The following is a 24,106-nucleotide window of genomic DNA, read 5'->3' as shown; positions in this document are numbered from 1 at the left end:
GGTAGACTCCGCGACCATCATGATCAGACTATCCAACCTCACTTTACAGCGTGGTCCGCAGCGCTTGCTAGAAGGCGCCGAGATGACCCTGCACGCCGGTCACAAGGCCGGCCTGATCGGCGCCAACGGCGCCGGAAAATCCAGCCTGTTCGCCTTGCTGCGCGGTGAGCTGTCGCCCGATGCCGGTGACTGCCAACTGCCCGGCGACTGGCGCATCGCCCACATGCGCCAAGAGGTCGACACCCTTGATCGCCTGGCTGTGGATTATGTGCTTGATGGCGACGTGCGCCTGCGCAAGGTCCAGGCCGAATTGGCCGCGGCCGAGCAGGCCCACGACGGCACCGCCCTGGCGCGCCTGCACAGTGAGCTGGAAAGCGCCGACGGCTATACCGCCGACGCCCGTGCGCGCAAGTTGCTGGCTGGGCTGGGCTTCACCAACGAGCAGATGGACCGCCGTGTCGGCGATTTCTCTGGTGGCTGGCGGATGCGCCTGAACCTGGCCCAGGCCCTGATGTGCCCGTCCGACCTGTTGCTGCTCGACGAGCCCACCAACCACCTCGACCTCGACGCGATCCTGTGGCTGGAAGACTGGCTCAAGGGCTACCCCGGCACGTTGCTGCTGATCTCCCACGACCGTGACTTCCTCGATGCCGTGGTCGACCATGTGCTGCACGTCGAGCAGCGCAAGCTCAACTTGTACAAAGGCGGCTATACCGCCTTCGAGCGCACCCGTGCCGAGCGCCTGGCGCAGCAGCAGCAGGCCTACGAGAAGCAGCAGGCGCAGCGCGCGCACATGGAAAAGTACATTGCCCGTTTCAAGGCCCAGGCCACCAAGGCCCGTCAGGCGCAAAGCCGGATCAAGGCCCTGGAGCGCATGGAAGAGCTGTCGGCGGCGCACGTCGATTCGCCGTTCGACTTTGTCTTCCGTGAATCGCAGAAAATTTCCAGCCCGTTGCTGAGCCTTTCCGAAGGTTGCCTGGGTTATGGCGACAAGGCCATCCTCGACAAGGTCAAGCTGCAGCTCACCCCAGGTGCTCGTATTGGTCTGCTCGGGCCCAACGGCGCCGGCAAGTCGACCCTGATCAAGAACCTTGCAGGTGAGCTGGAGCCGTTGTCGGGCCGGCTGGTTCGCGGCGAGAACCTGGCTGTAGGCTACTTTGCCCAGCATCAGCTGGACTCGCTGGACGACAAGGCCAGCCCGCTGCTGCACCTGCAGCGCATCGCCCCTACCGAGCGTGAGCAGACGCTGCGCGACTTTCTCGGCGGCTTCGATTTCCATGGTGCCCGCTGTGACGAGCCGGTGGTGAACTTCTCCGGTGGCGAAAAGGCTCGCCTGGCACTTGCGCTGATTGCCTGGGAGCGGCCAAACCTGCTGCTGCTTGACGAACCGACCAACCACCTGGACCTGGAAATGCGTCTGGCACTGACCATGGCCTTGCAGGAGTTTGCCGGTGCAGTGGTGGTGGTATCCCACGACCGTCATTTGCTCAAGAGCACCACGGATGACTTCCTGCTGGTGGCCGACGGCAAGGTCGACACCTTCGACGGTGACCTGGAAGACTACAGCCGCTGGCTGGTCGAGTACCGCCAGCGCAGTGCGCCGGCCAGTAGTGCACCGGCCAACCCGGACAAGACCGACAAGAAAGCCCAGCGCCAGGCTGCCGCAGCCTTGCGCCAGCAGTTGGCACCGCACAAGAAGGCTGCCGACAAGCTGGAAAGCGAGCTCAACCAGGTGCACGCGCAATTGGCCGAGATCGAGACCGCGCTGGGTGATGGTGGCCTTTACGACGCGGCGCGCAAGGACGAGTTGCGCGACCTGCTGGCGCGCCAGACCAAGCTCAAGCAACGCGAAGGCGAGCTGGAAGAGGCCTGGATGGAAGCGCTGGAAACCCTTGAAAGCATGCAGGCCGAACTCGAGGCGTTGTCCTGATGGAGGAACTGCGTTCGCTGCTGCCAGGGCAATGGATGGATACTTTCTGGCTGGGCTTGCAGATACTCTTGATCCTGGTCGCGGCGTTCATCCTGCAGCGTATCGTCGCCCGTGGGCTTGGCCGACTCGGCCAGCGTTACCCGTTGCCACCGGAGTTGCTGGTGCCCGTTCGTGGTGGCCTGCGCTGGCTGATCATGGGCAGCGCGCTGCTGTTCGTGCTGGAGCGCCTGGGTGTTTCGGCGACTGTGTTGTGGACAGCACTTTCCGGCTTCGTAGCGGTAGCGGCGGTGGCCTTCTTCGCCATGTGGAGCGTGCTGTCCAACCTGTTGTGCGCGGTGTTGATCTTCACGGTTGGGCCGTTTCGCATCGGCGATGTGGTCGAACTGGTCGACACCCTCGACAAGCCCGGCGTGAAAGGTCGGGTGATCGCCATCAACCTGCTGTTCACCACGCTGCTGGAAATGCCCGAGGCGGGTGGGGCGCTTGTGCAGGTGCCCAATAGCCAGTTCTTCCAGAAGTCAGTACGACGCTGGCGCGGGGCCGAGGTGCAGGCCCTGCACAAAGAAACAGCTGTCGTAGCTGACTGAACCTGTACTGGCCCCTTCGCGGGCGCGCCCGCTCCCACAGGTATCCCACAGCGTCTGAAAATGCACTGTAGGTGTGGGAGCGGGCGTGCCCGCGAAGAAGTCAGGTCAGGCACCACAAATCCATCAGAAATCACTGGTTATTTTTTCGCCAAAACCTTAGCTTAACGTTTTGCAACAAATGTTCGAGCGAGGTGTGTGATGTCGATGGAAGTATGGTTGGGCTTCTTTGCTGCCTGCTGGGTGATCAGCCTTTCACCTGGTGCCGGGGCGATTGCCTCGATGTCCAGCGGCCTGCAATACGGCTTCTGGCGTGGTTACTGGAACGCCTTGGGCCTGCAGTTGGGCCTGATCATGCAGATCGCCATCATCGCCGCCGGCGTCGGTGCCATCCTGGCCGCCTCGGCCACGGCGTTCCAGGTCATCAAGTGGTTTGGCGTCGCCTACCTGGTGTACCTGGCCTACAAGCAATGGCGTGCACTGCCGATGGACATGAGCGATGAATCAGGCGTGCGCCCGATCGGCAAGCCGCTGAGCCTGGTGTTCCGTGGTTTCCTGGTCAACATCAGCAACCCCAAGGCGCTGGTGTTCATGCTGGCGGTGCTGCCGCAGTTCCTCAACCCGCATGCGCCGCTGCTGCCGCAATATGTGGCGATCACCGTGACCATGGTCACTGTCGACCTGCTGGTGATGGCGGGGTACACCGGTTTGGCTTCGCATGTGTTGCGCATGTTGCGCACACCCAAACAGCAGAAGCGTTTGAACCGGACCTTTGCCGGGTTGTTCATTGGTGCAGCCACCTTCCTCGCGACCTTGCGCCGCGCGCCGGTCTGACAGACCGAATACAGGCCATTCGCGGGCAAGCCCGCGATTGGTCCATCACTCTTTCTCCTTGCCAGCCAGCCCCTTCAGCAAATCTATCGGCAGCGGGAAGACGATGGTCGAGCTCTTGTCCCCGGCAATCGCCCCCAGTGTCTGCATATAGCGCAACTGCATCGCCCCCGACTCTTTGCTCAGCATTTGCGCGGCTTGCATCAGTTTCTCCGACGCTTGCAGTTCACCTTCGGCATGAATCACCTTGGCCCGACGTTCGCGCTCGGCCTCGGCCTGGCGGGCGATGGCGCGTATCATCGACTCGTTCAGGTCAACGTGTTTGATCTCGACGTTGGCCACCTTGATGCCCCAGGCATCCGTCTGTGCATCCAGGACCTGGCGGATGTCCAGATTCAGTTGCTCGCGCTCTGCCAGCAGCTCATCCAGTTCGTGTTTGCCCAGCACCGCTCGCAGGGTGGTCTGGGCCAGCTGGCTGGTCGCCACCAGAAAATCCTCGACCTGAATGATCGCTTTCTGCGGGTCGAGCACGCGAAAGTACAACACTGCGTTGACCTTGACCGAAACGTTGTCGCGGGTGATCACATCCTGCGGCGGCACATCCAGTACCACTGTACGCAGGTCGACCCGTACCATTTGCTGAATCACCGGGATCAACAGGATCAGCCCCGGCCCTTTGACCTGCCAGAAGCGCCCCAGCTGGAACACCACGCCGCGCTCGTATTCGCGCAGGATGCGAAACGCCGACAGCACCAGCATGGCCAGCACGATCAGCACTGCGCCGAAACCGAATTGCATGAACATGCTCATTCTCCTTGCGTCGCAGGGGCGGCGGCGCTCACTTCCAGCATCACGCCATGGCGCGCGGTCACCCGCACGTTCTGGCCAGTTTGCAGCGGCGTTGCGCACCGCGCTTGCCATGGCTCGCCCTGAGCCAGCACGACACCACGGAATGGGTCGCTTGCCATCACTTGGGTGACGGTGACCAGGCTGCCGACCAAGCCGGCGTCGCCACTGACCAGCGCCCGTTGTCGGGCCTTGAGAGCCATGCCCAGCACGCCACCGATCAGTAATGCCGAGAGCAGCGCCAGGGTGCCGACCAAGGCCAGCGGGATGCCGAAACCGGGGGCGTCGGTGTCGATCAGGATCAACGCGCCGACCACAAAGGCAACGATGCCGCCGAAGCCGACCACGCCGAAACTGGGCAAGAAGGCTTCGGCGATCATGAAGGTAATGCCAAGCAGGATCAGCGCCACCCCGGCGAAACTCACCGGCAATAGCTGCAGCGCATACAGCGCCAGCAGCAGGCAGATACCACCGACCACACCACCCACCGCAGAACCGGGGTTCATGAATTCGAACAACAGGCCGTAAACGCCGATCATGATCAGGATCAGTGCCACGCTGGGGTTGGTGATCACCGCCAGAACCCGTGTGCGCCAGTCCGGCAGATGCTCGACCACGCGGGCGCCTGCGGTCTGCAACTGCCGTGGCTGGCCGGCCACCTGCAGCGTTTTGCCGTCGAGCTTGCGCAGCAGGTCAGGCAGGTCATCGGCCACCTGATCGATCACGTTCAGGCGCAAAGCCTCGCTGGCGGACAGGCTGACCGCTTCGCGCACGGCCTTCTCCGCCCAGTCGGCGTTGCGGCCGCGCATTTGCGCCAGTCCACGGATGTAGGCAGCAGCGTCGTTGACCTGTTTGCGTGCGAGGGTTTCATCGTCGCCGCCTTTGGCCTTGTCGTCATCGGGCGTGCCAGGCGAGCCGCCGATCCGCACCGGCGTGGCAGCACCCAGATTGGTCCCGGGCGACATCGCCGCAATATGGCTGGCGTAGAGAATATAGGTGCCGGCGCTGGCGGCGCGGGCTCCGCTGGGGGCAACGTAGCTGGCGACCGGCACAGGACTGGCGAGAATTGCCTTGATCATCTGGCGCATGGCGCTGTCCAGCCCGCCCGGGGTATCCATGCGGATAACCACCAGTTGCGCGCCTTGCGCCTGCGCCTGGCCGAGGCTGCGTACCAGGTAGTCGGCGCTGGCCGGGCCGATGGCGTCGTCGATGCCCAGCACCCACACCGCGCCGGGCGCTGCCTGGCCACCTGGCGTGATGCCAAGCAACAACAGCAGCAACAGCCAGCGCCAGCAGTGGGCGATCACCTGTCGTCACCTCATTTGCGCGTATTACACAAGTTTAGCCCCGACCACCCGTACCCGGCCTAAAATTGAAGATTGGGGGGCGAAACCGGAGGTGCATCATGCGTATGGCAAAGACCCTGCAGGCCAGCCTGGACAAGGCCAACTGCGACTACGACATCATTCCCCACCCACATTCGGCCACCAGCCTGGAGTCGGCCCGTATGGCCGGCGTGCCCGCCGAACGGGTCGCCAAGGCGGTGATGGTCGATGACCGTCACGGCAACTACATCATGGCCGTGCTACCGGCCAACCGGCATCTGGACATGGACAAGGTGCGTATGTCCGGGGCCTGGCATCTGACCCGTGAAAGCGGTCTGCCGAGCCTGTTCAATGACTGCGAACGCGGTGCTGTGCCGGCCCTTGGCGATGCTTACCAGATAAAAATGCTGCTCGACCCGAGTCTTACCCGCCAAGGCGATGTCTACCTGGAGGCGGGTGATCACGATCACCTGATTCACATGAGCATGGAGCAGTACATGAAACTGGTGCCGCACGCCGAAGTGTGCGAGCTGTGCTGATGTTTTCAAACCAATGCCAGGCGGGCGTCGTGGACGGCTTGCCTGGCGCTCAGGAGGAACCATGGAAGCGCCGATCCATCCCTTTGCCGACCTGTTCAAGCAGTTGGGCTTGCCCGACGATCCCAAGAGTATCGATCAGTTCATTACCAGTCATTCACCGCTGAAGAACGAGATCAAGCTGGTGGATGCGCCGTTCTGGACCGACGCTCAGCGTGCATTTCTCAAGGAAAGCATCATTGACGACTCTGATTGGGCTGTGCCCTTCGATCAACTCAACGAAGCATTGCGCCGCCCCCGAAAATAAAGCGCCGAGTGGCACCTGACGAGTGATCGGCCGTTGCTATGCTCAGGAAAACAATAAGGGGATAGCGCGATGAAAGATCCCTACGCACCAGGTTTCTGGTGTTCCGTGACGATCCTGGGCACCCTGACGGCCAGTTACTTCTATGGCATCAGGCAGACGCAACAGATGGACCAGGCGGTGCATTTCCTGTATGCCGCTGCAGCAGTCACTGTGGCGGTTGCTCTGGTGGCGCTGACATGGATCGCCTGGCAGCAGTTGCGCCTGAACAAGCGCGAAGTGGTGCAGGGGCGAACGTTGCTGACCATCTGGAACACCAAGGTTGCACTACGCCGCGTCGAGACGGTTTTCGACCGCTATTTCTGGGGCAGCTACTGGCATTCGGGGCGTACCTTCGAAGAGGTCATGGGCGAGCTCAGGGGCACTCCGCTGGAGCAGAGCCTGGATGCGCTGAAGCGCCAGTGCCGGGTGCTCGACCGCGAAATCCATGACCGCCATCACCACTGGCTGGCCAATGCTCGCGACCTGTCCAGCGTGGCACAGGCTATGGCCCGTGAACGCTACCAGCTGGACCTCGGCGAGCCGACGCACAGCGGCCACGGCAATACGGCAGTGCTCAACCGTGACCTGGAAGTGCTGGTGTACACCTGGTCGGCGCGCTTGCGTAGCTTCGACCATCAGCTGGACGAGCTGGAGCGCGCCTACCATTGAGGCGCTTCATTCGCCGCGGATGTACTGCTCCATTTGCTTGATCAGGCTGGCCTGTTCGGCGATGGTTTCCTTGACCAGGTCACCGATCGACAGCAGGCCGAGCAATCTGCCGTTTTCGACCACCGGCAGGTGACGCAGGTGGCGGTCGGTCATCAGGTTCATGCAGTAATCGAGCTTTTGCTTGGGGGCCACGGTGACCACCGGTTCACTCATGATTTCGCGCACCGGCGTGGCCGCGGAAGAGCGGCCCTTGAGGACCAGTTTGCGCGCATAGTCCCGTTCGCTGACGATACCCACTACCTGGCCACCCTCGACGACAGGTAGCGCACCGACGTTTTTCTCCGCCAGCAGTTTCAGGGCGTCGAGCACCGAGTCATCCGGGCCGATGGTGTAGACGGTCTGGTGCTGGGACTTGGTCTTGAGGATTTGTTCGACGGTCTTCATACGGGCCTCTGCGGGTGAAAAAAGCACTGTCTCGGAGTAACTAAAGCATCCGGTACGGCGCTCTGCACGGCAATGCAGGAAACGGCATGGAGGCGATTGAAAAACGTCATTGCTGTTCGCTTGTAACGGCCTTTTCGCGGCTAAAGCCGCGAAGAGGCCGTACTGCCCATCAAAGCTTCGGCATCTGCCCGATCCGCGCCACCATTTCGCTCACTATCTGCAGGTCCAGCATGAACTGTTCCACGGTCTTGAACTCGTTGTCGTTGTGCCCGGTGTACTTCACGTCCGGCATCGCCAGGCCAAATTGCACACCGTTGGGAAGATCGTGCACCGAAGTCGCGCCGGCCGAGGTACCGAACTCATGCTTCATACCCAGGTTCTCGGTGGCCACGGCGAGCAGGGCCTGGACCCATTCGCCTTCAGGGTTACGGTACATCGGTTCGTCCAGGCTGTAATCGAACGCCACCGAGGTGTTGCTTTGTCGGGTCCATTTGCCCAGTTTGTCGGCCAGTTCTTCCTTGATCGTGGCGATCGGCTTCCCCTTGGGAATGCGCAGGTTTACCGCCAGCTTCAAGCCTTTGTCATCCACCCCGACAAAGGTCAGCGAAGTGGTCAGCGGGCCCATGAACGGGTCCTTGAAGGCCACGCCGAGCTTGTTGCCCAGGTAGTCCAGGCCCCAGTTGTCGGCGGCATAGCGGGCAGCGTCGGTAAAGTGGTTGTGCTTGAGCGACACCTGCTGGCCGAGGCCATTGATGAAGTCGAGCATACGCGCCACCGGGTTGATGCCGGATTCCGGCTCCGAAGAGTGTGCGGAAACACCGGTCACGGTGAGCAAGACTTGCTTGCCGTCGGCCTTGGCGTCGATGCTGAAGTCGCTTCCATGCTGCTTCACATATCTGGCGCCGGCTTGCTGCAGGTGCTTGGCCAGCTGTGCCGGGTTGTCAGAAATCAGGGTCGCAACCGAAGTTGTCGGGATCTGGTTGGTCGCCAGGCCACCGGTCAGGTTGACGATCTCGGCACCCTTGCCGCTGGCCGGGCGCTTGTTGAAGCTGGCCATGACCGTGCCGTAGCCCTTCTCGGCAATCACTACCGGGTAGCCGCCGTCGAGGGCCAGGTTGTAATCGGGCGTAGGGTTGCGCTCGAAGTAGTAGGGAATGGCATCACCGCTGGTTTCTTCGGTGGTGTCGATCAGCAGCTTGAACTGCCGGGCGAGCGGCAGGTTTTCGTCCTTGGCCACTTTCAGCGCGTACATCGCCACCACGATGCCGTTCTTGTCGTCCTCGGTGCCGCGGCCGTACATGCGGTCACCCACCAGGGTGACCTTGAACGGGTCCAGGCGCGTACCATCGGCCAGCTTCCAGTTATCCGGGTTGACCGGCACTACGTCAGCGTGGGCATGGATGCCGATCACTTCCTTCCCGCTGCCAAGCGAGATCTCGTACACCCGGTTGTCGATGTTGCGGAAGGCCAGGCCGAAGCTGTCGGCCAAGGCCTTGATCCTGTCGGCGATCTTGAGGAATTCAGGGTTTTCGTACTGCGGCGTACCCTCGACGTTGAAGGTGGGGATGGCTACCAGTTCACGCAGGGTTTCGGTAGCGGCCTTGCCATACTTGATGCGGGTATACAGGCCGAGCAGGCGGTTGATCTCGTCTTGTTGCCCGGCGGCCAATGGCTTGTTGGCCAGGTAGGCGTCGACGGTTGCCTCGAGGTTGTCGGCCTTGCCCAGGTCGCTGCCTTTGAGCTTGCCGAGGAATTGCTTGAAGTCGCTTGGGTCGCTGCCGTCGAAGGCTTTGACGATAGCTGCGGACTGCTGCTGGGTGAGGTTGGCCTGGGCAGGCTGGGTGAACAGGCCAATGCTGGCCAGCAACAGGGTGGTGGCGGTGAGTTTTTTCAACTGCATGGTTGTGCGCATTCCTTCGCCAATCATTGTTATGGGTTACCCGTTCAGAGAACGGGAAGACGCCCACGCTAACATCAATGACCCGTGGCACGGGAGTACCAGAAAGGTGACATGGCGCACAAACGAAAAAGCCCCGGGCTCAGGCCCAGGGCTTTCTTGATATGGCGCACTCGGCGGGATTCGAACCCACGACCCCTGCCTTCGGAGGGCAGTACTCTATCCAGCTGAGCTACGAGTGCAACGCGCACGCATGATACCCATCTGTGTCGTTGACGTCCATCGCCTTGATCTGTAGCTGTTTTTACCGTGTTGGCTGTGCAGATACCCGGGGGCGGATACACGGCAATACCGATCGAACTGTCGGCCGGGGTGGTACCGGCCGTAACTGGACCCACGTCAATGCCGTCGACTACGCAGCCGATGGCGACAGCATCATCGTTTCAGCCAACCATCAGGGTGTGTTGAACATTGGCCGTGACAAGCAGTGAAACGAATTTTGGCTTCGCCCCGAGTCTGGCCGCAGCATCGTCTACCCTTTAGCGGCCATTCTACGGGTGATTTCAGATGGGCTGTTCAACCATTCGTTCTTTTTTTCGAACAGCCTATTGTCCAACACCCCAGCAGCCGCTTAGCATTCGTTTGAGATTTCAAACGCTCGATGCCCTGCCTTGGGCGCTTTTCAACAATCAACAATTCGGGAAGCCGACATGCAGCTCAAAGACGCTCAGTTGTTCCGCCAGCAAGCCTATATCAATGGTGAGTGGCTGGATGCGGACAACGGCCAGACCATCAAGGTGACCAACCCGGCCACCGGCGAAGTCATCGGTACCGTGCCGAAGATGGGCACCGCGGAAACCCGCCGCGCCATCGAAGCCGCTGACAAGGCCCTGCCGGCCTGGCGTGCCCTGACTGCGAAAGAGCGTTCGGCCAAGCTGCGTCGCTGGTTCGAACTGATGATCGAGAACCAGGACGACCTGGCTCGCCTGATGACCACCGAACAGGGCAAGCCGCTGGCCGAAGCCAAGGGCGAAATCGCCTACGCTGCCTCGTTCATCGAGTGGTTCGCCGAAGAAGCCAAGCGCATCTACGGTGACACCATCCCGGGCCACCAGCCAGACAAGCGCCTGATTGTCATCAAGCAGCCAATCGGCGTTACCGCGGCCATCACCCCGTGGAACTTCCCGGCCGCCATGATCACCCGTAAAGCCGGCCCGGCCCTGGCCGCTGGCTGCACCATGGTGCTCAAGCCTGCTTCGCAAACCCCATACTCCGCTCTGGCCCTGGTTGAGCTGGCCCACCGTGCCGGCATCCCGGCAGGCGTGCTGAGCGTGGTTACCGGTAGCGCCGGCGAAGTTGGCGGCGAACTGACCGGCAACTCCCTGGTACGCAAGCTGTCCTTCACCGGCTCGACCGAGATCGGTCGCCAGCTGATGGAGGAATGCGCCAAGGACATCAAGAAGGTTTCCCTGGAGCTGGGTGGCAACGCCCCGTTCATCGTGTTCGACGACGCCGACCTGGACAAGGCGGTCGAGGGCGCGATCATCTCCAAGTACCGCAACAACGGCCAGACTTGCGTTTGCGCCAACCGTATCTACGTGCAGGACGGCGTCTACGACGCGTTCGCCGAGAAGCTGGCCGCTGCAGTTGCCAAGCTGAAGATCGGTAACGGCCTGGAAGACGGCACCACCACAGGCCCGCTGATCGACGGCAAGGCTGTCGCCAAGGTCCAGGAGCACATCGAGGACGCCGTCAGCAAAGGCGCCAAAGTGCTGTCCGGTGGCAAGCTGATCGAAGGCAACTTCTTCGAACCGACCATCCTGGTAGACGTACCGAAGACCGCTGCTGTCGCCAAGGAAGAGACGTTCGGCCCACTGGCGCCGCTGTTCCGCTTCAAAGACGAAGCCGAAGTCATCGCCATGTCCAACGACACCGAGTTCGGCCTCGCCTCGTACTTCTACGCCCGTGACATGAGCCGTGTGTTCCGTGTCGCCGAAGCCCTGGAATACGGCATGGTGGGTATCAACACCGGCCTGATCTCCAACGAAGTGGCGCCGTTCGGTGGTATCAAGGCTTCGGGCCTGGGCCGCGAAGGTTCCAAGTACGGTATCGAGGACTACCTCGAAATCAAATACCTGTGCATCAGCGTCTGATCGCACGGTAAAGGCTTTACCTCTGCCAGCGGGGCGCGAGAGCGACGTCTCGCTGGCCTTTTTTACATTGCAGTACCTGGTGGCCAGGGCGTTCACGACAGTCGATCAACGAATACTGTTCGCGAGCACTCCCAGCCACCCCCGAATAAAAGCGCCATTCCTGACGGCGCAATGAGGGCATTATGAGCAAAACCAACGAATCCTTGATGCAACGTCGTGTAGCTGCCGTCCCACGTGGCGTCGGCCAGATCCACCCGATCTTCGTCGACACCGCGAAGAACTCGACCGTGATCGACGTTGAAGGCCGCGAACTGATCGACTTCGCCGGCGGCATCGCAGTACTGAACACCGGCCACCTACACCCGAAAGTGGTTGCAGCCGTGCAAGAGCAGCTGACCAAGGTCAGCCACACCTGCTTCCAGGTGCTGGCTTACGAACCCTACGTAGAGCTGTGCGAAAAGATCAACAAGCTGGTCCCAGGCGACTTCGACAAGAAGACCCTGCTGGTCACCACCGGCTCCGAAGCCGTTGAAAACGCCGTCAAGATCGCCCGTGCTGCCACTGGCCGCGCTGGCGTCATCGCCTTCACCGGCGGTTATCACGGCCGTACCATGATGACCCTGGGCCTGACCGGCAAGGTCGTGCCGTACTCCGCTGGCATGGGCCTGATGCCAGGCGGTATCTTCCGCGCCCTGTTCCCGAGCGAACTGCACGGTATCAGCGTTGACGACGCCATTGCCTCGGTCGAGCGCATCTTCAAGAACGACGCCGAGCCGCGCGACATCGCCGCGATCATCCTCGAGCCAGTACAAGGCGAAGGCGGTTTCCTGCCAGCGCCGAAAGAGCTGATGAAACGCCTGCGCGCCCTGTGCGACCAGCACGGCATCCTGCTGATCGCCGACGAAGTACAAACTGGCGCTGGCCGTACCGGCACCTTCTTCGCCATGGAACAGATGGGCGTTGCGCCTGATCTGACCACCTTCGCCAAATCCATCGCTGGCGGCTTCCCGCTGGCCGGTGTGTGCGGCAAGGCCGAGTACATGGACGCCATCGCTCCAGGCGGCCTGGGCGGCACCTACGCCGGCTCGCCGATCGCTTGCGCCGCGGCCCTGGCTGTGATCGAAGTGTTCGAAGAAGAAAAACTGCTGGACCGCAGCAAGGCTGTGGGTGAGCGCCTGACCGCCGGCCTGCGCGAAATCCAGAAGAAGCACCCGATCATCGGCGACGTCCGTGGTCTGGGCTCGATGATTGCCGTCGAAGTCTTCGAGAAAGGCACTCACACCCCGAATGCTGCCGCTGTTGGCCAGGTTGTCGCCAAGGCTCGCGAAAAGGGTCTGATCCTGCTGTCTTGCGGCACCTACGGCAACGTCCTGCGTATCCTGGTTCCGCTGACCGCCGAAGACGCGCTGCTGGACAAAGGCCTGGCCATCATCGAAGAGTGCTTCGCTGAAATCGCCTGATGTGACGTGCTCCAGAAAAAACCCGCCCAGGCGGGTTTTTTTATGCCCAGAAAAGCCATGTGGCGCTATGGTTGTCGGAGGACTCGCTTTGGAAGCTGCGACGGACTGTGTGTCAGGGTATTCAGGAGTAGTTGGCGATGAGTGCTGCAGCCCCCACCCCACCAAGCGTACTGATTGTCGAAGGCGATCCTTGGGTACGGGATTTACTCAGCGAGATGCTGCTCAGCGTACGTTGTGATGCCCGCCTGCAGGTATGCACTGACGGCTCGCAGGCACTCAGTGCCTTGTCCAGCAAGCCTGACCTGATCATCGCCGCCCGCGAGCTGGCCGGTGTCGATGGCCTCGACCTGCTGCGCAAGGTGCGCGCCAAAGGGCCAGGGGTACCGTTCATTCTCATGAGTAACCGCAATGACAGCGCCAGTGTGCGTGAAGCGCTGCCCCTGCACCCCACTGCTTACCTGAGCAAGCCGTTGAATCTGGATAACCTGCGCAAACGCCTGGAAGAGTTGCTGCTGGCTGTTGGCGAGGAGATTGCCTGCCCGGTACCGGCATTGCAGGCGGGTGCCAGCCTGCCGGCCTACCTTGAGCAGCGCCGCGCCAGCGCCGATGGCGGGCCGCTGCTGGCCGATGTGCAGGTTGCGATCAATCGAGCGCTCAACCCCCAGGGCCTGAACCTCAGAGTGCTCGAAGAGGAGGTGTCTAACGACCCGCAGGTCACGGCGGTGCTGATCGCTGCCGCCAACAGTGCGGCACTGCACCGTGAAGCCCCGGTGCAGACGTTGCTGCAGGCCCTGAACAAGCTTGGCAGTACCCAAAGCATGAACCTGATTCTGGGTATGACCCTCAAGCGCAGCGCACGCCTCAGCGACCCACTGTTGGCGGAGCACGCGGCCCGTTACTGGGACCTGTCGCTGCACACTGCCGAATATGGTCGCACTTTGGCGCGCATGCTCGAGCTGGACGAGGGGCGGTGTTATTGCGCGGGCTTGCTGCATTGCCTGGGCGACCTGGCGGTGTTGCGTTGCCTGCAGGAGTGGCGGCTGGCCGGGGGCGATCTGGACGAGCGCAATGTGCAGCAATCGCTGGAGGAGTTTGGTGCGGCGTTCGGCTCGGCGCTGCGTACTCGCTGGCGTTTGCCGCTGGCACTGCGCGAGTTGATCGCTGCGATCTACCAGTTGGGTGGTGGAGTTTACTCGCTGGAGATCCTGGCCATGAACCTGGCTGGGCAGTTGTCGCGGCTGCCGGCTGAGCAGGGGCTGGAGAAGGTGGCCAGCGGCAAGACGGCGCGCCTGCTCAAGCTTGGCCTGCCGGAGCTAAGCCGGTTGCTTAAGGTGGAGAACCCGGAAGCAAAGCCGCAGGAGGAACCGCCGATGGCTGAGGCCGAGGTCTCCAGCTGAGATTCGGGGGCCGCATTGCGGCCCTTCGCGGGCTTGCCCGCTCCCACAGATGTGGCGCCGGGTCCGCGAATACCGGCCAAAGCCGGTGCCCTACTCCGTGCCGCCTGATCAGCCGCGGACTATCTGGTTCTTGCCCTGGCGCTTGGCCCTGTACATTGCCGCATCGGCTCGAGCATACAGGCTGTCCAGCGTCACATCCTCATCGGTCAGCCCGGTCAGCCCCTGACTCACGGTCACCCCGTAAGTCTGCTGCCCATGGCTGAAGCTCAAGTGCTGAATCTGCCGCTGCAAGCGCTCGGCAATCTGCTCCGCGACCTGAGCGTTGCAGCCCGGAAACACCGCCGCAAATTCTTCGCCGCCAATGCGCCCGAACAGGTCGCCCCGGCGTAGCACGGCCTTGCCGCTGTCGGCGATGTGTTGCAGCACCTGGTCGCCTTCCTGGTGGCCATAGCTGTCGTTGATGCGTTTGAAGTCGTCGATATCCAGTAGCAGGAAAGCCAGCGGTGTACCGTCCTCGCGAGCACTGTCGAAGGCCTGCTGAGCACATTCGAAGAAGTGCCTGCGGTTACTGCTTTGGGTCAGCACGTCGGTGGTGGCCAGGCGCTGCAGTTCGCCTTCAAGCTGCTTCTTCTCGGTGATGTCTTCGGCGATACCGACGATGATTACCCGGTCGCTATCGTGCTGCTGGTTGATGTAGCACTTGTCGCTCAGCCAGCGCATTTGCCCGTCGGCATTGAGGATGCGGTACTCGCGGTCTTCCACCGCACCCTTGAGCAGGACCTGGGCCAGGCTACGTTCGGCGAACTCGAGGTCGTCGGGGTAGATGCTGTCACGCCATTCGTTGTAGTCAGCCAGCACCAGGCTGACCGGGCGGCCGAAGATGCGCTCGTAGGCTGGGCTCACGTACAGCACCTGACGGGTTTCCCAGTCGAAGGCCCAGAGCACAGCGTTGACGCTGTCGAGCAACGAGCTGAACAGCTGATCGCGCTCGCTCAGGCGGGCAACCTCGCCTTGGGCGTGGAGTAACGCCAGCAAGGTCTGGGCGGCTTCGGGAGGTGGGGTGCCGGGAAATATCGTTGGAATGTTCTTGGCCATGTGCACGGAGCAGGTCTCAACGTGAAGGCGTGCGGCCAGCATCCGGCCCGCCACGCAGGCGATATTCCAGATTCGAGTGGAGAGGTGGGGGCTAAGTTCCGAACGGCACGCCCCGCTGAGAGGCGTGCCGATCAACGGCGGTCAGGCGCCGGTCGGGCGCAGCGAGTAAGTCTTGAGTTGTGCTGCGAAGTCACGCAGTGCCTGGATGCCGCTGGTTTCGGCCTCGTGTACCCAGTCTTTCATGGCCGCCAGCATGTCGTGGCCGTTGGCGCTGGTGCGCGCCCAGATCTGCTGCAGGGCCAGGCGCTTTTCGTAGATCGTTTTCAGTGCCTGGCTGTGCGCGAGCATGGACTCGATGCGCACGTGGTGGCGATCTTCCAGCAGGCTGGTTTCGCGCGAGAGCAGCCGTTTGGCACGGCGGAAGCGGTGACGCACCGAGGCGTCGACGCGGGCCAGTTCCTGTTTCACCAGCGGACCGATCACCAGCTTGCGGTACTGGGCCATGATCTGGAAGCGGTTGTTGAGGATGGCCATGGCGGTGTCCATGTCCAGGCTGGCCTTGCCGGCCACCCGGTGGGCGATGGGCGCCACGCGCTGCACCTTGGCCAGGCGCAGCAGGCAGAACAGGCGGATCCACGCCCAGCCCATGTCGAACTCCCAGCGTTTGACCGAGAGCTTGGCCGAGTTGGGATAGGTGTGGTGGTTGTTGTGCAGTTCTTCTCCGCCGATGACGATGCCCCATGGCACCAGGTTGGTGGCAGCGTCGCGGCATTCGAAGTTGCGATAGCCCAGGGCATGCCCCAGGCCGTTGACCACACCGGCGGCCCAGAACGGAATCCACATCATCTGCACCGCCCATATGGTGATGCCTATGGTGCCGAACAGCAGCAGGTCGATCACCGCCATCAGTGCGATACCGCCCAGTTTGTAACGCGAGTACAAGTTGCGCTCGATCCAGTCATCCGGGCAGTTCTTGCCATAAATGCGCAGGGTTTCGGGGTTGCGCGCCTCTTCACGGTACAGCTCGGCACCTTTGCGCAGCACTGTGCCGAGGCCCTTGTACACCGGGCTGTGAGGATCGTCGGGGGTTTCGCACTTGGCGTGGTGCTTGCGGTGGACGGCGGTCCACTCGCGGGTGTTCTGCGCCGTGGTCAGCCACAGCCAGAAGCGGAAGAAGTGCTTGAGCGCGCCGTTGAGCTCCAGGGCCCGGTGCGCGGAGTAGCGATGCAGGTAGACCGTGACGCTGACAATGGTCACGTGGGTCATCAACAGAGTGATGCCGACCAGTTGCCAAGCCGACAGGTCGAGCAGGCCGTTATACCACATAGGTGCAAATACCCTCGAAATGCAGGGGGAAGGGCTGATTATCCCTTGGCGGGGAAATAAAACCAGTCAACCGTTGAGATAGGAGGTCACGACATGTTTCAGCCTTTATAATGCCCACTCCTTTTTGATGGCCTTTCCCACCCGACATGTCTGTTTCCGTTCGCGACGCCTTGCGCATGGCTGCGCTGTATGTGGTGCTCTCGATCCTCTGGCTTGCGCTGGCGGAGGTGATGCTGCACAGCATGACTGACGACCCCTTGGCATTGACCGTGGGGCGGCAGATCAATGTGGTGGTCTGGGTGCTGCTCAGTGCGGTGCTGATCTATGTGTCGCGCGTGCGCCTGCTCAATTTCATCGGCCATGGCGCGCGTTTGCGTTGTGAAGACCGTGAACGGCTGCGCATGGCTGCCGCGGTGTTCGACAGTACCCTCGAAGGTGTGCTGGTGACCGACCGCCAGGGCCTTATCGTGCACGTCAATCGTGCCTTCATGCGCATCACCGGCTACCAGCAGGATGAGGTCATCGGCCAGCGCCCGAACAAGTTCAAGTCCGGCCACCATGGCCTGGCCTTCTACCAGCAGGTTTTCGCCACCCTGGCCGAGAAGGGCGAGTGGAGCGGTGAAATCTGGAACCGGCGCAAAAGCGGTGAAATCTACCCGCAGTGGCAGACTATTTGCGCCATTCGCGACGACGAAGGTGAGCTCAGCCATTACGTGGCGGTGTTCAGTGACATCAGCGCCATTAAACATTCGGAACAGGAACTTGCCTACCTGGCCCACCACGACCCGCTGACCGGCCTGCCCAATCGCCTGCTGTTTACCGACCGGGTAGAGCAGGCATTGGCGGCGGCGCAGGCCAACAAGCGCGGTTGCGCCTTGTTGCTGCTGGACCTGGATCATTTCCAGAGCATAAACGACGGCCTGGGCCATACCATTGGCGACCAGTTGTTGAAGCTGGTGGGCGAGCGTCTGGGCGAGGTGTTGGGTAACGGTATGACCCTGGCGCGCCTGGGCGGCGACGAATTCGGTGTGCTGGCCGAGAACTGCCAGCAGGTCGGCCAGGCGGGCAAGCTGGCGCAATGCATCATCGAGCGCATGCGTGAGCCGTTTCAGTTCGAGGGCAATCGCCTGTTCATCAGCGCCAGCGTCGGAATCAGCCTGTACCCCAGCGATGCCTTGGGTGCCGAGCAGTTACTGCGCAATGCCGACTCGGCGTTGTACAAGGCCAAAAGCAACGGGCGGGCCTGCTATGCCCTGTACACCGAAGAGCTGACTGCCCATGCACAGCATCGGGTCGAGACCGCCGCTGAATTGCGTCGGGCCCTGGAGCAGGATGAACTGCGGGTGTACTTCCAGCCGGTACACGACCTGGCATCAGGCCGACAGGTCGGGGTCGAGACGCTGGTGCGCTGGCAGCACCCCAGGCGCGGCCTGGTACCGCCGGGTGAGTTCATCCCGATTGCCGAACGCACCGGCCTGATTGCCGAGATCGATACCTGGGTGCTGCGCCAGGCCTGCCGGCAAATGGTGCAGTGGCAGGCTGAAGGCCGGCAGCTGGCATTTGTGGGGGTGAACATCTCCAGCCGCCTGTTTGGCCAGCACGAACTGTATCAGCAGGTAGCCGAGGTGCTGCACGACACCGGCCTGGCTCCGGCCTTGCTGGAGCTGGAAGTGACCGAAAGCGCGGTGATGGAAGACGCTGAAGTGGCACTGGAGCAACTGCACCGTTTGCGCGAGCTGGGGGTGACCCTGGCCATCGACGACTTTGGCACCGGGTATTCGTCACTGCTGCGGCTCAAGCGCTTGCCGGTGCAGAAGTTGAAAATCGACCAAGGGTTTGTAGCTGGGTTGCCACTGGATGAGGATGACATCGCAATTGTGCGGGTGATCATTGCCTTGGCCCGTAGCATGGGTATGCAGGTGCATGCCGAGGGCATCGAGCAGGCGGAACAGGCCACCTTCCTGTTGCAGGAGGAGTGCCAGCTGGGTCAAGGGTACTGGTTCGGGCGGCCAGTGCCGGCTGAGGATCTTCGCTGGGATTGAGAGCGGGCTGCAAAGCAGCCCCAGACCTCAACGCTTGTTCAAACCCTTCGCCAGGCGGTCCCCGCCCAACTGGATCAACGCCACTAACGCTACCAGCATGGCGATCACGGTCAGCATGATCTGGCTGTCGAAACGCTGGTAGCCATATCGATAGGCGATATCCCCCAGCCCGCCGGCACCAATCGCCCCGGCCATCGCCGACGAGTTGATCAAGGTCACCAAGGTAATGGTGAAGCCCCCTACGATGCCCGGCAGCGCCTCGGGCAACAGTACATGCCAGACGATGTGCCTGCGTCGGCAGCCCATGGCCTGTGCGGCCTCCACCAGGCCATGGTCGACTTCACGCAGGCTCACCTCGGCAATCCGCGCAAAGAACGGTGTGGCGGCAATGGTCAGCGGCACCACGGCCGCCCACACGCCATAAGTGGTCCCCACGACCAAGCGGGTGAAAGGAATCAGCGCAACCATCAGGATCAGAAACGGAATCGAGCGGAACAGGTTGACGAAGGCGCCCAGCACCCGGTTCAGCAGCGGCGCCTCGAAGATCCCGCCCTTGTCGCTGGTGACCAGCAGCACCGCCATGGGTACCCCCGCCAGCAGGGCGATCAGTGACGAAACCCCAACCATCAGCAGCGTATCGAGCAAGCCTTCCAGCAGGCGATCAAACCACATGGCCCAGTACCTCCACGTCTTCGGCCCAACGGCGGGCACGTTCCTGCAATTGATGGGTGTCGTGCGGCGAATGTTGCACCGAGAGGATGAGTTGCCCCAAAGCCTGTTCGCCGATGGTTTCCACGCTGCCCTGCAGCAGACGCACACGCCCGCCGAGGTCGGTGAACAGGGCAGACAGCTCTGGTTCACCGAGCACAGTCAGTTTCAGCACTACGGCGCTGTTGCGGCCCGCCGCGCTGGCCTGGAGGCTGGCCTGCAGTGCGGCGGGTAGCTTGGCCTGCAAAGGGGCGAGCAGGGTGCGGGTGACCTCGTGACGGGGTGAACCAAACACCCGCCAGACCTCGCCCTGCTCGACCACTGCGCCGCGTTCCAGCACCACTACCCGGTGGCAGATGTCGCGAATCACCGCCATTTCGTGGGTGATCAGCACGATGGTCAGGCCCAGGCGCTGGTTGATATCGCGCAGCAGCTCCAGGATCGAGGCGGTGGTTTCCGGGTCCAGCGCCGAGGTGGCCTCGTCGCACAGCAGGATCTCGGGGGTGTGCACCAGTGCCCGGGCAATGCCCACGCGCTGTTTCTGCCCGCCGGACAGTTGCGCCGGGTACACGTGATGTTTTTCCTGCAGGCCGACCAGTTCCAGCAACTCGCGCACCTTGCGCTGGCGCTCGGGCTTGGCCACGCCGGCCACCTTCAAAGGCAGTTCGACGTTCTGCCACACGGTCTTGGCCGACATCAGGTTGAAATGCTGGAAGATCATGCCGATGCGCCGGCGCAGGGCCACAAGGTGGTCCTTATCGAAAGGCGCGATATCCACCTGGTCGATCAGTACGCGGCCCTGGCTGGGTTGCTCCAGGCGGTTGATGGTGCGCAGCAGTGATGACTTACCGGCGCCGCTGCGGCCGATGATGCCGAAGATCTCGCCATGGCGGATGTTCAAGTCGATGTCTTGCAAAGCCGGTTGCGCCTGACCCGGGTAGGTTTTGCCCAGGCCGATGAAGCGCACATGGGCTTCATTGACCTCGGGGCGCAGGGCCTGCTCCGTGGCCGTTGGCGGCAGTGCTTGTGGTGTAGGCGCGCCGAGCGCGCTGGCCTGGCTCATGTCAGCCTTCCCAGCCGGCTTGGTAGAGCTTGCCGTGAGCGTTGTCCAGCGCAGCGCGTACCGCTGGTGAATGCTGGTAGATGTCGACGAACTTGGCCAGGCGTGGATCGTCCTTGCTTTGTGGGCGAATGACGAACTGGATCACGTACTCCTTGTTTTCCAGCCCGTCGAACAGCAACGCCGAGGTGGCATCGAAGGTATTGGCCAGGCGGATGTAGGCCGGGTAACCCTGCACCAGGTCGGCGTCGTCGTAGGCACGTACCAGTTGCACCGCCTCGACCTGAAGGATCTTCAGCTTTTTAGGGTTGGCGACGATGTCATCCTCGGTGGCCTTGTAGCCCACGCCTGGCTTCAGGGTGATCAACCCGGCCTTGGCCAGCAGCAGCAGGCCACGGCCGCTGTTGATCGGGTCGTTGGCGATGGCCACGCTGGCGCCTTCGGGCAGCTCGGCAAAGCTTTTGTACTTTTTCGAGTACAGGCCAACGTTGTTGATGATGCCCGGGGCGTAAGGCACGAGGTTGAAGCCTGCAGCAGCCTTGGCGTTTTCCAGGAACGGGATGTGCTGGAAGTAGTTCACGTCGATGTCGCCGCTGTTTAGGCTGACATTGGGCGCAATCCAGTCGCTGAACTCGATCAGCTTCACTTCCAGGCCTCGCTTGTGGGCTTCCTCCACTGCGGCTTCCAGCGGAATGGCAAAGGCCGAGGTGGTACCGATCTTCAACGGCTCGGCAGCAAGTACACCGGCGCACAGGCCGAGGGTGGTGGCCATGGCCGCGACGGGCCGGAACAGTTTCTCAAGCATGGTGCAGGGCTCCAGTCGGGGCAGGGGTAAAGCGGTAAGCCGAGCCAGGATGGTCGGCGGGCAAATGCGGGTGGTCGGCCTGGAACAGCTTTTCGCGCAGGGTGCCTTCGGTGTAGGCCGTCTTGTAGCGGCCACGCTGCTGAAGTTGCGGGATGACCAGCTCGATGAAGTCCTCGAAGCTCTCCGGGGTGACGGTGCGGGTCAGGTTGAAACCGTCCAGGCCGGTTTCATCGATCCACGCGATCAACTGCTTGGCCACCTGTTCAGGTGCGCCGACCAAGGTTACGTAGCGGCCGCCCAGGGCGTGCTGCTGCAGCAGGCGCCGGCGGGTCCAGGCGCTGTCTTGCAACTGGCGCGTGGCTGACTGGATGGCGTTGCCCTGGTTGAAGGCAATGGGCTCGTCCAGCTCATAGGCGGCGAAGTCGATGCCCGTGGACGCGGCGAAGTGCGCTACCCCCGCTTCGGCGCTGGCGTGACGCAGGTACTCGGCGTGTTTGGCCTGGGCCTGCTGCTCGGTGGCCGCAACGACCACCGTGATGCCCATGAACACCTTGATCGCCTGCGGGTCGCGGCCGGCGGCCTGGGCGGCCGCGCGAACCTTGTCGACCTGGGCGCGCGTGGCTGCCTTGTCCTGGCCACTGATGAACACGCATTCGGCATGGTTGCCGGCGAAGGCCAGGCCACGCGGCGAGCTGCCGGCCTGGAACAGCACCGGGGTGCGCTGCGGGGAGGGCTCGCACAGGTGGTAGCCTTCGACCTTGTAGAACTCGCCCTGGTGCTGAACCTTGTGCACCTTGTCGGGCGTGGCGTAGACGCGATGCTGGCGGTCGGCGACCACTGCGTCATCGGCCCAACTGCCTTCCAGCAGCTTGTACAACACCTGCAGGTAGTCATCAGCCTGGTCGTAGCGGCGATCATGCGCCGGTTGCTGCGCCAGCCCCATGGCCCGGGCGGCGCTGTCTAGATAGCCGGTGACGATGTTCCAGCCCACCCGGCCATTGCTCAGGTGGTCGAGTGTGGAAAGGCGCCGGGCGAACAGGTACGGCGCCTCGTAGGTGAGGTTGGCGGTAAGGCCGAAACCCAGGTGGCGAGTGACTGCAGCCATGGCGGAGACCAGCAGCAGCGGGTCGTTGACCGGCAACTGGATCGACTCCTTGAGGGTGACGTCCAGTGACTGGCCGTAGATGTCGTAGGTACCGACGATGTCGGCAATGAAAAGCCCGTCGAACAGACCGCGCTCCAGCAGGCGTGCCAGGTTGGTCCAGTAGTCCAGAGTCTTGTACTGGGTCGAAGTGTCTCGTGGGTGGGTCCACAGACCGTGGTTGATGTGCCCGATGCAGTTCATGTTGAAGGCATTGAGCAGAATCTGCTTGGCCATCAGATGGTCCCCCGGCGTGGCGGGTTGGCATCGTTGAGGTAGTAGTTGCCGATGGCGTGGTACTTCCAGCGCACCGGGTCGTGCAGGGTGTGCACGCGAGCGTTGCGCCAGTGGCGGTCGAGATTGTGCTCGGCCAATGTTGCCTGGCTGCCGCCCAGTTCGAACAGGGTGGTACCGGCTGCGAGGGAAATTTCGGTGCTGATGGCACGTGCTTCGGCCACGGCAATGGAGGCGGCGGCAACGTTGTCGACAGTGCTGTCGTCGCGGGCGCGGTCGAGGTATTCGCCGGCGCGCTCGAGCAGGGCTTCGGCCGCATGCAAGCGGATAGCCAGTTGGCCGAAACTTTTCAGCGTCAGCGGGTCATCCGTGGCGTTGTCCAGGCCGGAATCGATCCACGGACGGCTGCGGGTGCGCACGAAGTGCAGGGTATCTTCATAGGCGGCGCGGGCAATGCCGGTGTCGATGGCGGCATGGAGGATCTGCGCCAGCGGGCCGACCGGGGTGGGGCGCTCGAAGGCGCTCTGGAACGGCACCACGTCGGCTGCGCTGACGTACACGTTGTCGAACACCACCGAACCGCTGCCGGTGGTGCGCTGGCCGAAGCCGCTCCAGTCGTCGATCACCTGCAGCCCCTGGCTGTCGGCCTGGACGAAAGCCAACTGCTGTATGCCTTGCTCATCCACGACCGAGGTTGGAATGCGCTGGGCATAGATGGCGCCTGTGGAATAGAACTTGCGCCCGTTGATGCGGAAACCGTCGCCGTCACGGCTCAGGCGGGTGGTGCGCTCGTGGGCGGTCTTGGTGCCCAGCTCGGCCAGGGCATTGCCGAAACGGCGGCCGGCCAGTACCTCGGCGTACAGGCGCTGTTGCTGTTCGGGGCTGCCGTTTATCCGCAGCACTTCCAGACCGTAGAAATGATTCTGTGGAATCTGCCCGAGCGAACCGTCGGCCTGCGCGATACGGGCGATGACCTTGGCCAGGGTGACGTTGGACACGCCGGCACCGCCGAAGGCTTTGGGCACGCTGATGGCCCACAGGCCGGAGCGGGTGAACAGCTCGAGTTCGGCGAGCGGCAGGCGGCGCTCGCGGTCGCGCAAGGCGCTGTCGCGGCGCAGTTGCTGGGCGATGTCTTCGGCGACGGCCAGGGCTTGGGCGTCGCTGGTGATGATAGCGATTGTCATGGAGTTCTCCGGGGGCCGCTTCGCGGCCCTTCGCGGGCTTGCCCGCTCCCACAGGTAAAGTGATGCCAGTTCAGGCGTTGGCAATCCTGTGGG

The 24,106-nt window shown here is 62.5% G+C and carries 22 protein-coding genes and 1 tRNA gene; 11 read left to right on the top strand and 12 right to left on the bottom strand.

All coding sequences use genetic code 11. The annotated features are described in order from the left end of the window. The first annotated feature begins 19 nt into the window (after nt 1-19). The 3 genes from INQ47_RS10190 to INQ47_RS10180 all read left to right on the top strand — a co-directional run bounded on the left by INQ47_RS10190 (nt 20) and on the right by INQ47_RS10180 (nt 3,348). Nucleotides 20-1,930 (top strand): ATP-binding cassette domain-containing protein, encoded by a 1,911-nt coding sequence (locus INQ47_RS10190; protein ID WP_103443289.1) that lies wholly within the window; start codon nt 20-22, stop codon nt 1,928-1,930. After that, nucleotides 1,930-2,517 (top strand): mechanosensitive ion channel family protein, encoded by a 588-nt coding sequence (locus INQ47_RS10185; protein ID WP_252461688.1) that lies wholly within the window; start codon nt 1,930-1,932, stop codon nt 2,515-2,517. The genes INQ47_RS10190 and INQ47_RS10185 overlap by 1 nt, the downstream gene beginning before the upstream one ends. Before the next feature lie 198 nt (nt 2,518-2,715). Next, nucleotides 2,716-3,348 carry a LysE family transporter gene (locus INQ47_RS10180; protein ID WP_103443291.1) on the top strand — a complete coding sequence of 211 codons (633 nt, stop codon included), beginning with the start codon at nt 2,716-2,718 and terminating at the stop codon, nt 3,346-3,348. A 45-nt stretch (nt 3,349-3,393) separates the two neighbouring features. Here INQ47_RS10180 and INQ47_RS10175 read toward each other — a convergent pair whose 3' ends face one another. Then, nucleotides 3,394-4,149 carry a slipin family protein gene (locus INQ47_RS10175; protein ID WP_404701621.1) on the bottom strand — a complete coding sequence of 252 codons (756 nt, stop codon included), beginning with the start codon at nt 4,147-4,149 and terminating at the stop codon, nt 3,394-3,396. A gap of 2 nt (nt 4,150-4,151) precedes the next feature. Beyond that, nucleotides 4,152-5,498: a nodulation protein NfeD gene (locus INQ47_RS10170; protein WP_252461686.1), complete on the bottom strand. Its 1,347-nt coding sequence runs from the start codon at nt 5,496-5,498 to the stop codon at nt 4,152-4,154. 98 nt (nt 5,499-5,596) lie between these two features. On the opposite strand from INQ47_RS10170, the gene INQ47_RS10165 reads away from it, so the two are divergent. The 3 genes from INQ47_RS10165 to INQ47_RS10155 all read left to right on the top strand — a co-directional run bounded on the left by INQ47_RS10165 (nt 5,597) and on the right by INQ47_RS10155 (nt 7,067). Beyond that, nucleotides 5,597-6,055 carry an aminoacyl-tRNA deacylase gene (locus INQ47_RS10165; protein ID WP_252461685.1) on the top strand — a complete coding sequence of 153 codons (459 nt, stop codon included), beginning with the start codon at nt 5,597-5,599 and terminating at the stop codon, nt 6,053-6,055. A gap of 61 nt (nt 6,056-6,116) precedes the next feature. After that, entirely contained in the window at nt 6,117-6,359 is a 243-nt protein-coding gene (locus INQ47_RS10160) for a DUF2789 domain-containing protein (protein WP_404701620.1), read from the top strand. Between the two features lie 69 nt (nt 6,360-6,428). Continuing rightward, the gene (locus tag INQ47_RS10155; protein WP_404701619.1) at nt 6,429-7,067 is read left to right on the top strand and encodes an NADH:ubiquinone oxidoreductase subunit N; all 639 of its coding nucleotides are present in this window, start codon (nt 6,429-6,431) and stop codon (nt 7,065-7,067) included. Between the two features lie 6 nt (nt 7,068-7,073). Here INQ47_RS10155 and INQ47_RS10150 read toward each other — a convergent pair whose 3' ends face one another. The 3 genes from INQ47_RS10150 to INQ47_RS10140 form a co-directional block, all read right to left on the bottom strand. Then, entirely contained in the window at nt 7,074-7,511 is a 438-nt protein-coding gene (locus INQ47_RS10150) for a CBS domain-containing protein (RefSeq protein WP_404701618.1), read from the bottom strand. 169 nt (nt 7,512-7,680) lie between these two features. Then, entirely contained in the window at nt 7,681-9,411 is a 1,731-nt protein-coding gene (locus INQ47_RS10145) for a dipeptidase (RefSeq protein ID WP_404701617.1), read from the bottom strand. A 162-nt stretch (nt 9,412-9,573) separates the two neighbouring features. After that, nucleotides 9,574-9,650 (bottom strand) — tRNA-Arg (locus tag INQ47_RS10140). 24 nt (nt 9,651-9,674) lie between these two features. Here INQ47_RS10140 and INQ47_RS10135 point away from each other — a divergent pair. The 4 genes from INQ47_RS10135 to INQ47_RS10120 all read left to right on the top strand — a co-directional run bounded on the left by INQ47_RS10135 (nt 9,675) and on the right by INQ47_RS10120 (nt 14,418). Beyond that, complete coding sequence (locus INQ47_RS10135; RefSeq protein WP_404701616.1) at nt 9,675-9,899, top strand: aryl-sulfate sulfotransferase; 225 nt, start codon at nt 9,675-9,677, stop codon at nt 9,897-9,899. A gap of 219 nt (nt 9,900-10,118) precedes the next feature. Next, on the top strand, nt 10,119-11,561 hold the full coding sequence (gene gabD / locus INQ47_RS10130; protein ID WP_176685274.1) for an NADP-dependent succinate-semialdehyde dehydrogenase: 1,443 nt from the start codon (nt 10,119-10,121) through the stop codon (nt 11,559-11,561). Between the two features lie 182 nt (nt 11,562-11,743). After that, nucleotides 11,744-13,021, top strand: a complete 1,278-nt coding sequence (gene gabT, locus INQ47_RS10125) for a 4-aminobutyrate--2-oxoglutarate transaminase (RefSeq protein ID WP_110744842.1) — start codon at nt 11,744-11,746, stop codon at nt 13,019-13,021. Nucleotides 13,022-13,158: 137 nt separating this feature from the next. Continuing rightward, entirely contained in the window at nt 13,159-14,418 is a 1,260-nt protein-coding gene (locus tag INQ47_RS10120) for an HDOD domain-containing protein (protein ID WP_404701615.1), read from the top strand. Between the two features lie 108 nt (nt 14,419-14,526). Here the strand turns inward: INQ47_RS10120 and INQ47_RS10115 are convergent, their stop codons facing one another. Further along, complete coding sequence (locus tag INQ47_RS10115; RefSeq protein ID WP_404701614.1) at nt 14,527-15,555, bottom strand: GGDEF domain-containing protein; 1,029 nt, start codon at nt 15,553-15,555, stop codon at nt 14,527-14,529. A gap of 99 nt (nt 15,556-15,654) precedes the next feature. Next, complete coding sequence (gene desA, locus INQ47_RS10110) at nt 15,655-16,839, bottom strand: delta-9 fatty acid desaturase DesA (protein ID WP_010951599.1); 1,185 nt, start codon at nt 16,837-16,839, stop codon at nt 15,655-15,657. Nucleotides 16,840-16,985: 146 nt separating this feature from the next. On the opposite strand from desA, the gene dibA reads away from it, so the two are divergent. Continuing rightward, nucleotides 16,986-18,881 carry a phosphodiesterase DibA gene (gene dibA / locus INQ47_RS10105; RefSeq protein WP_252461682.1) on the top strand — a complete coding sequence of 632 codons (1,896 nt, stop codon included), beginning with the start codon at nt 16,986-16,988 and terminating at the stop codon, nt 18,879-18,881. A 27-nt stretch (nt 18,882-18,908) separates the two neighbouring features. Here the strand turns inward: dibA and INQ47_RS10100 are convergent, their stop codons facing one another. Genes INQ47_RS10100 through INQ47_RS10080 form a run of 5 tightly spaced genes read right to left on the bottom strand, consistent with a single transcriptional unit; the run spans nt 18,909 to nt 24,013 of the window. Further along, nucleotides 18,909-19,553 carry a methionine ABC transporter permease gene (locus INQ47_RS10100; protein WP_252461681.1) on the bottom strand — a complete coding sequence of 215 codons (645 nt, stop codon included), beginning with the start codon at nt 19,551-19,553 and terminating at the stop codon, nt 18,909-18,911. Beyond that, nucleotides 19,543-20,652: a methionine ABC transporter ATP-binding protein gene (locus tag INQ47_RS10095; protein ID WP_404701613.1), complete on the bottom strand. Its 1,110-nt coding sequence runs from the start codon at nt 20,650-20,652 to the stop codon at nt 19,543-19,545. Before INQ47_RS10095 ends, INQ47_RS10100 begins: the two co-directional genes overlap by 11 nt. A 1-nt stretch (nt 20,653) precedes the next feature. Further along, a complete protein-coding gene (locus INQ47_RS10090) occupies nt 20,654-21,454 on the bottom strand; it encodes a MetQ/NlpA family ABC transporter substrate-binding protein (RefSeq protein WP_252461679.1) in 801 nt (266 codons plus the stop codon). Further along, entirely contained in the window at nt 21,447-22,832 is a 1,386-nt protein-coding gene (locus tag INQ47_RS10085; RefSeq protein ID WP_252461678.1) for an LLM class flavin-dependent oxidoreductase, read from the bottom strand. Before INQ47_RS10085 ends, INQ47_RS10090 begins: the two co-directional genes overlap by 8 nt. Then, entirely contained in the window at nt 22,832-24,013 is a 1,182-nt protein-coding gene (locus tag INQ47_RS10080) for an SfnB family sulfur acquisition oxidoreductase (RefSeq protein WP_404701612.1), read from the bottom strand. Before INQ47_RS10080 ends, INQ47_RS10085 begins: the two co-directional genes overlap by 1 nt. Nucleotides 24,014-24,106: the final 93 nt, after the last annotated feature.

The organism is Pseudomonas sp. 3HC3, assembly GCF_044904505.1.
In the GTDB taxonomy this organism is placed as follows: Bacteria; Pseudomonadota; Gammaproteobacteria; order Pseudomonadales; family Pseudomonadaceae; genus Aquipseudomonas; species Aquipseudomonas putida_Y.
Note: the sequence above shows the minus strand (reverse complement) of the source record. Positions and strands in the feature narration are given on the sequence as shown.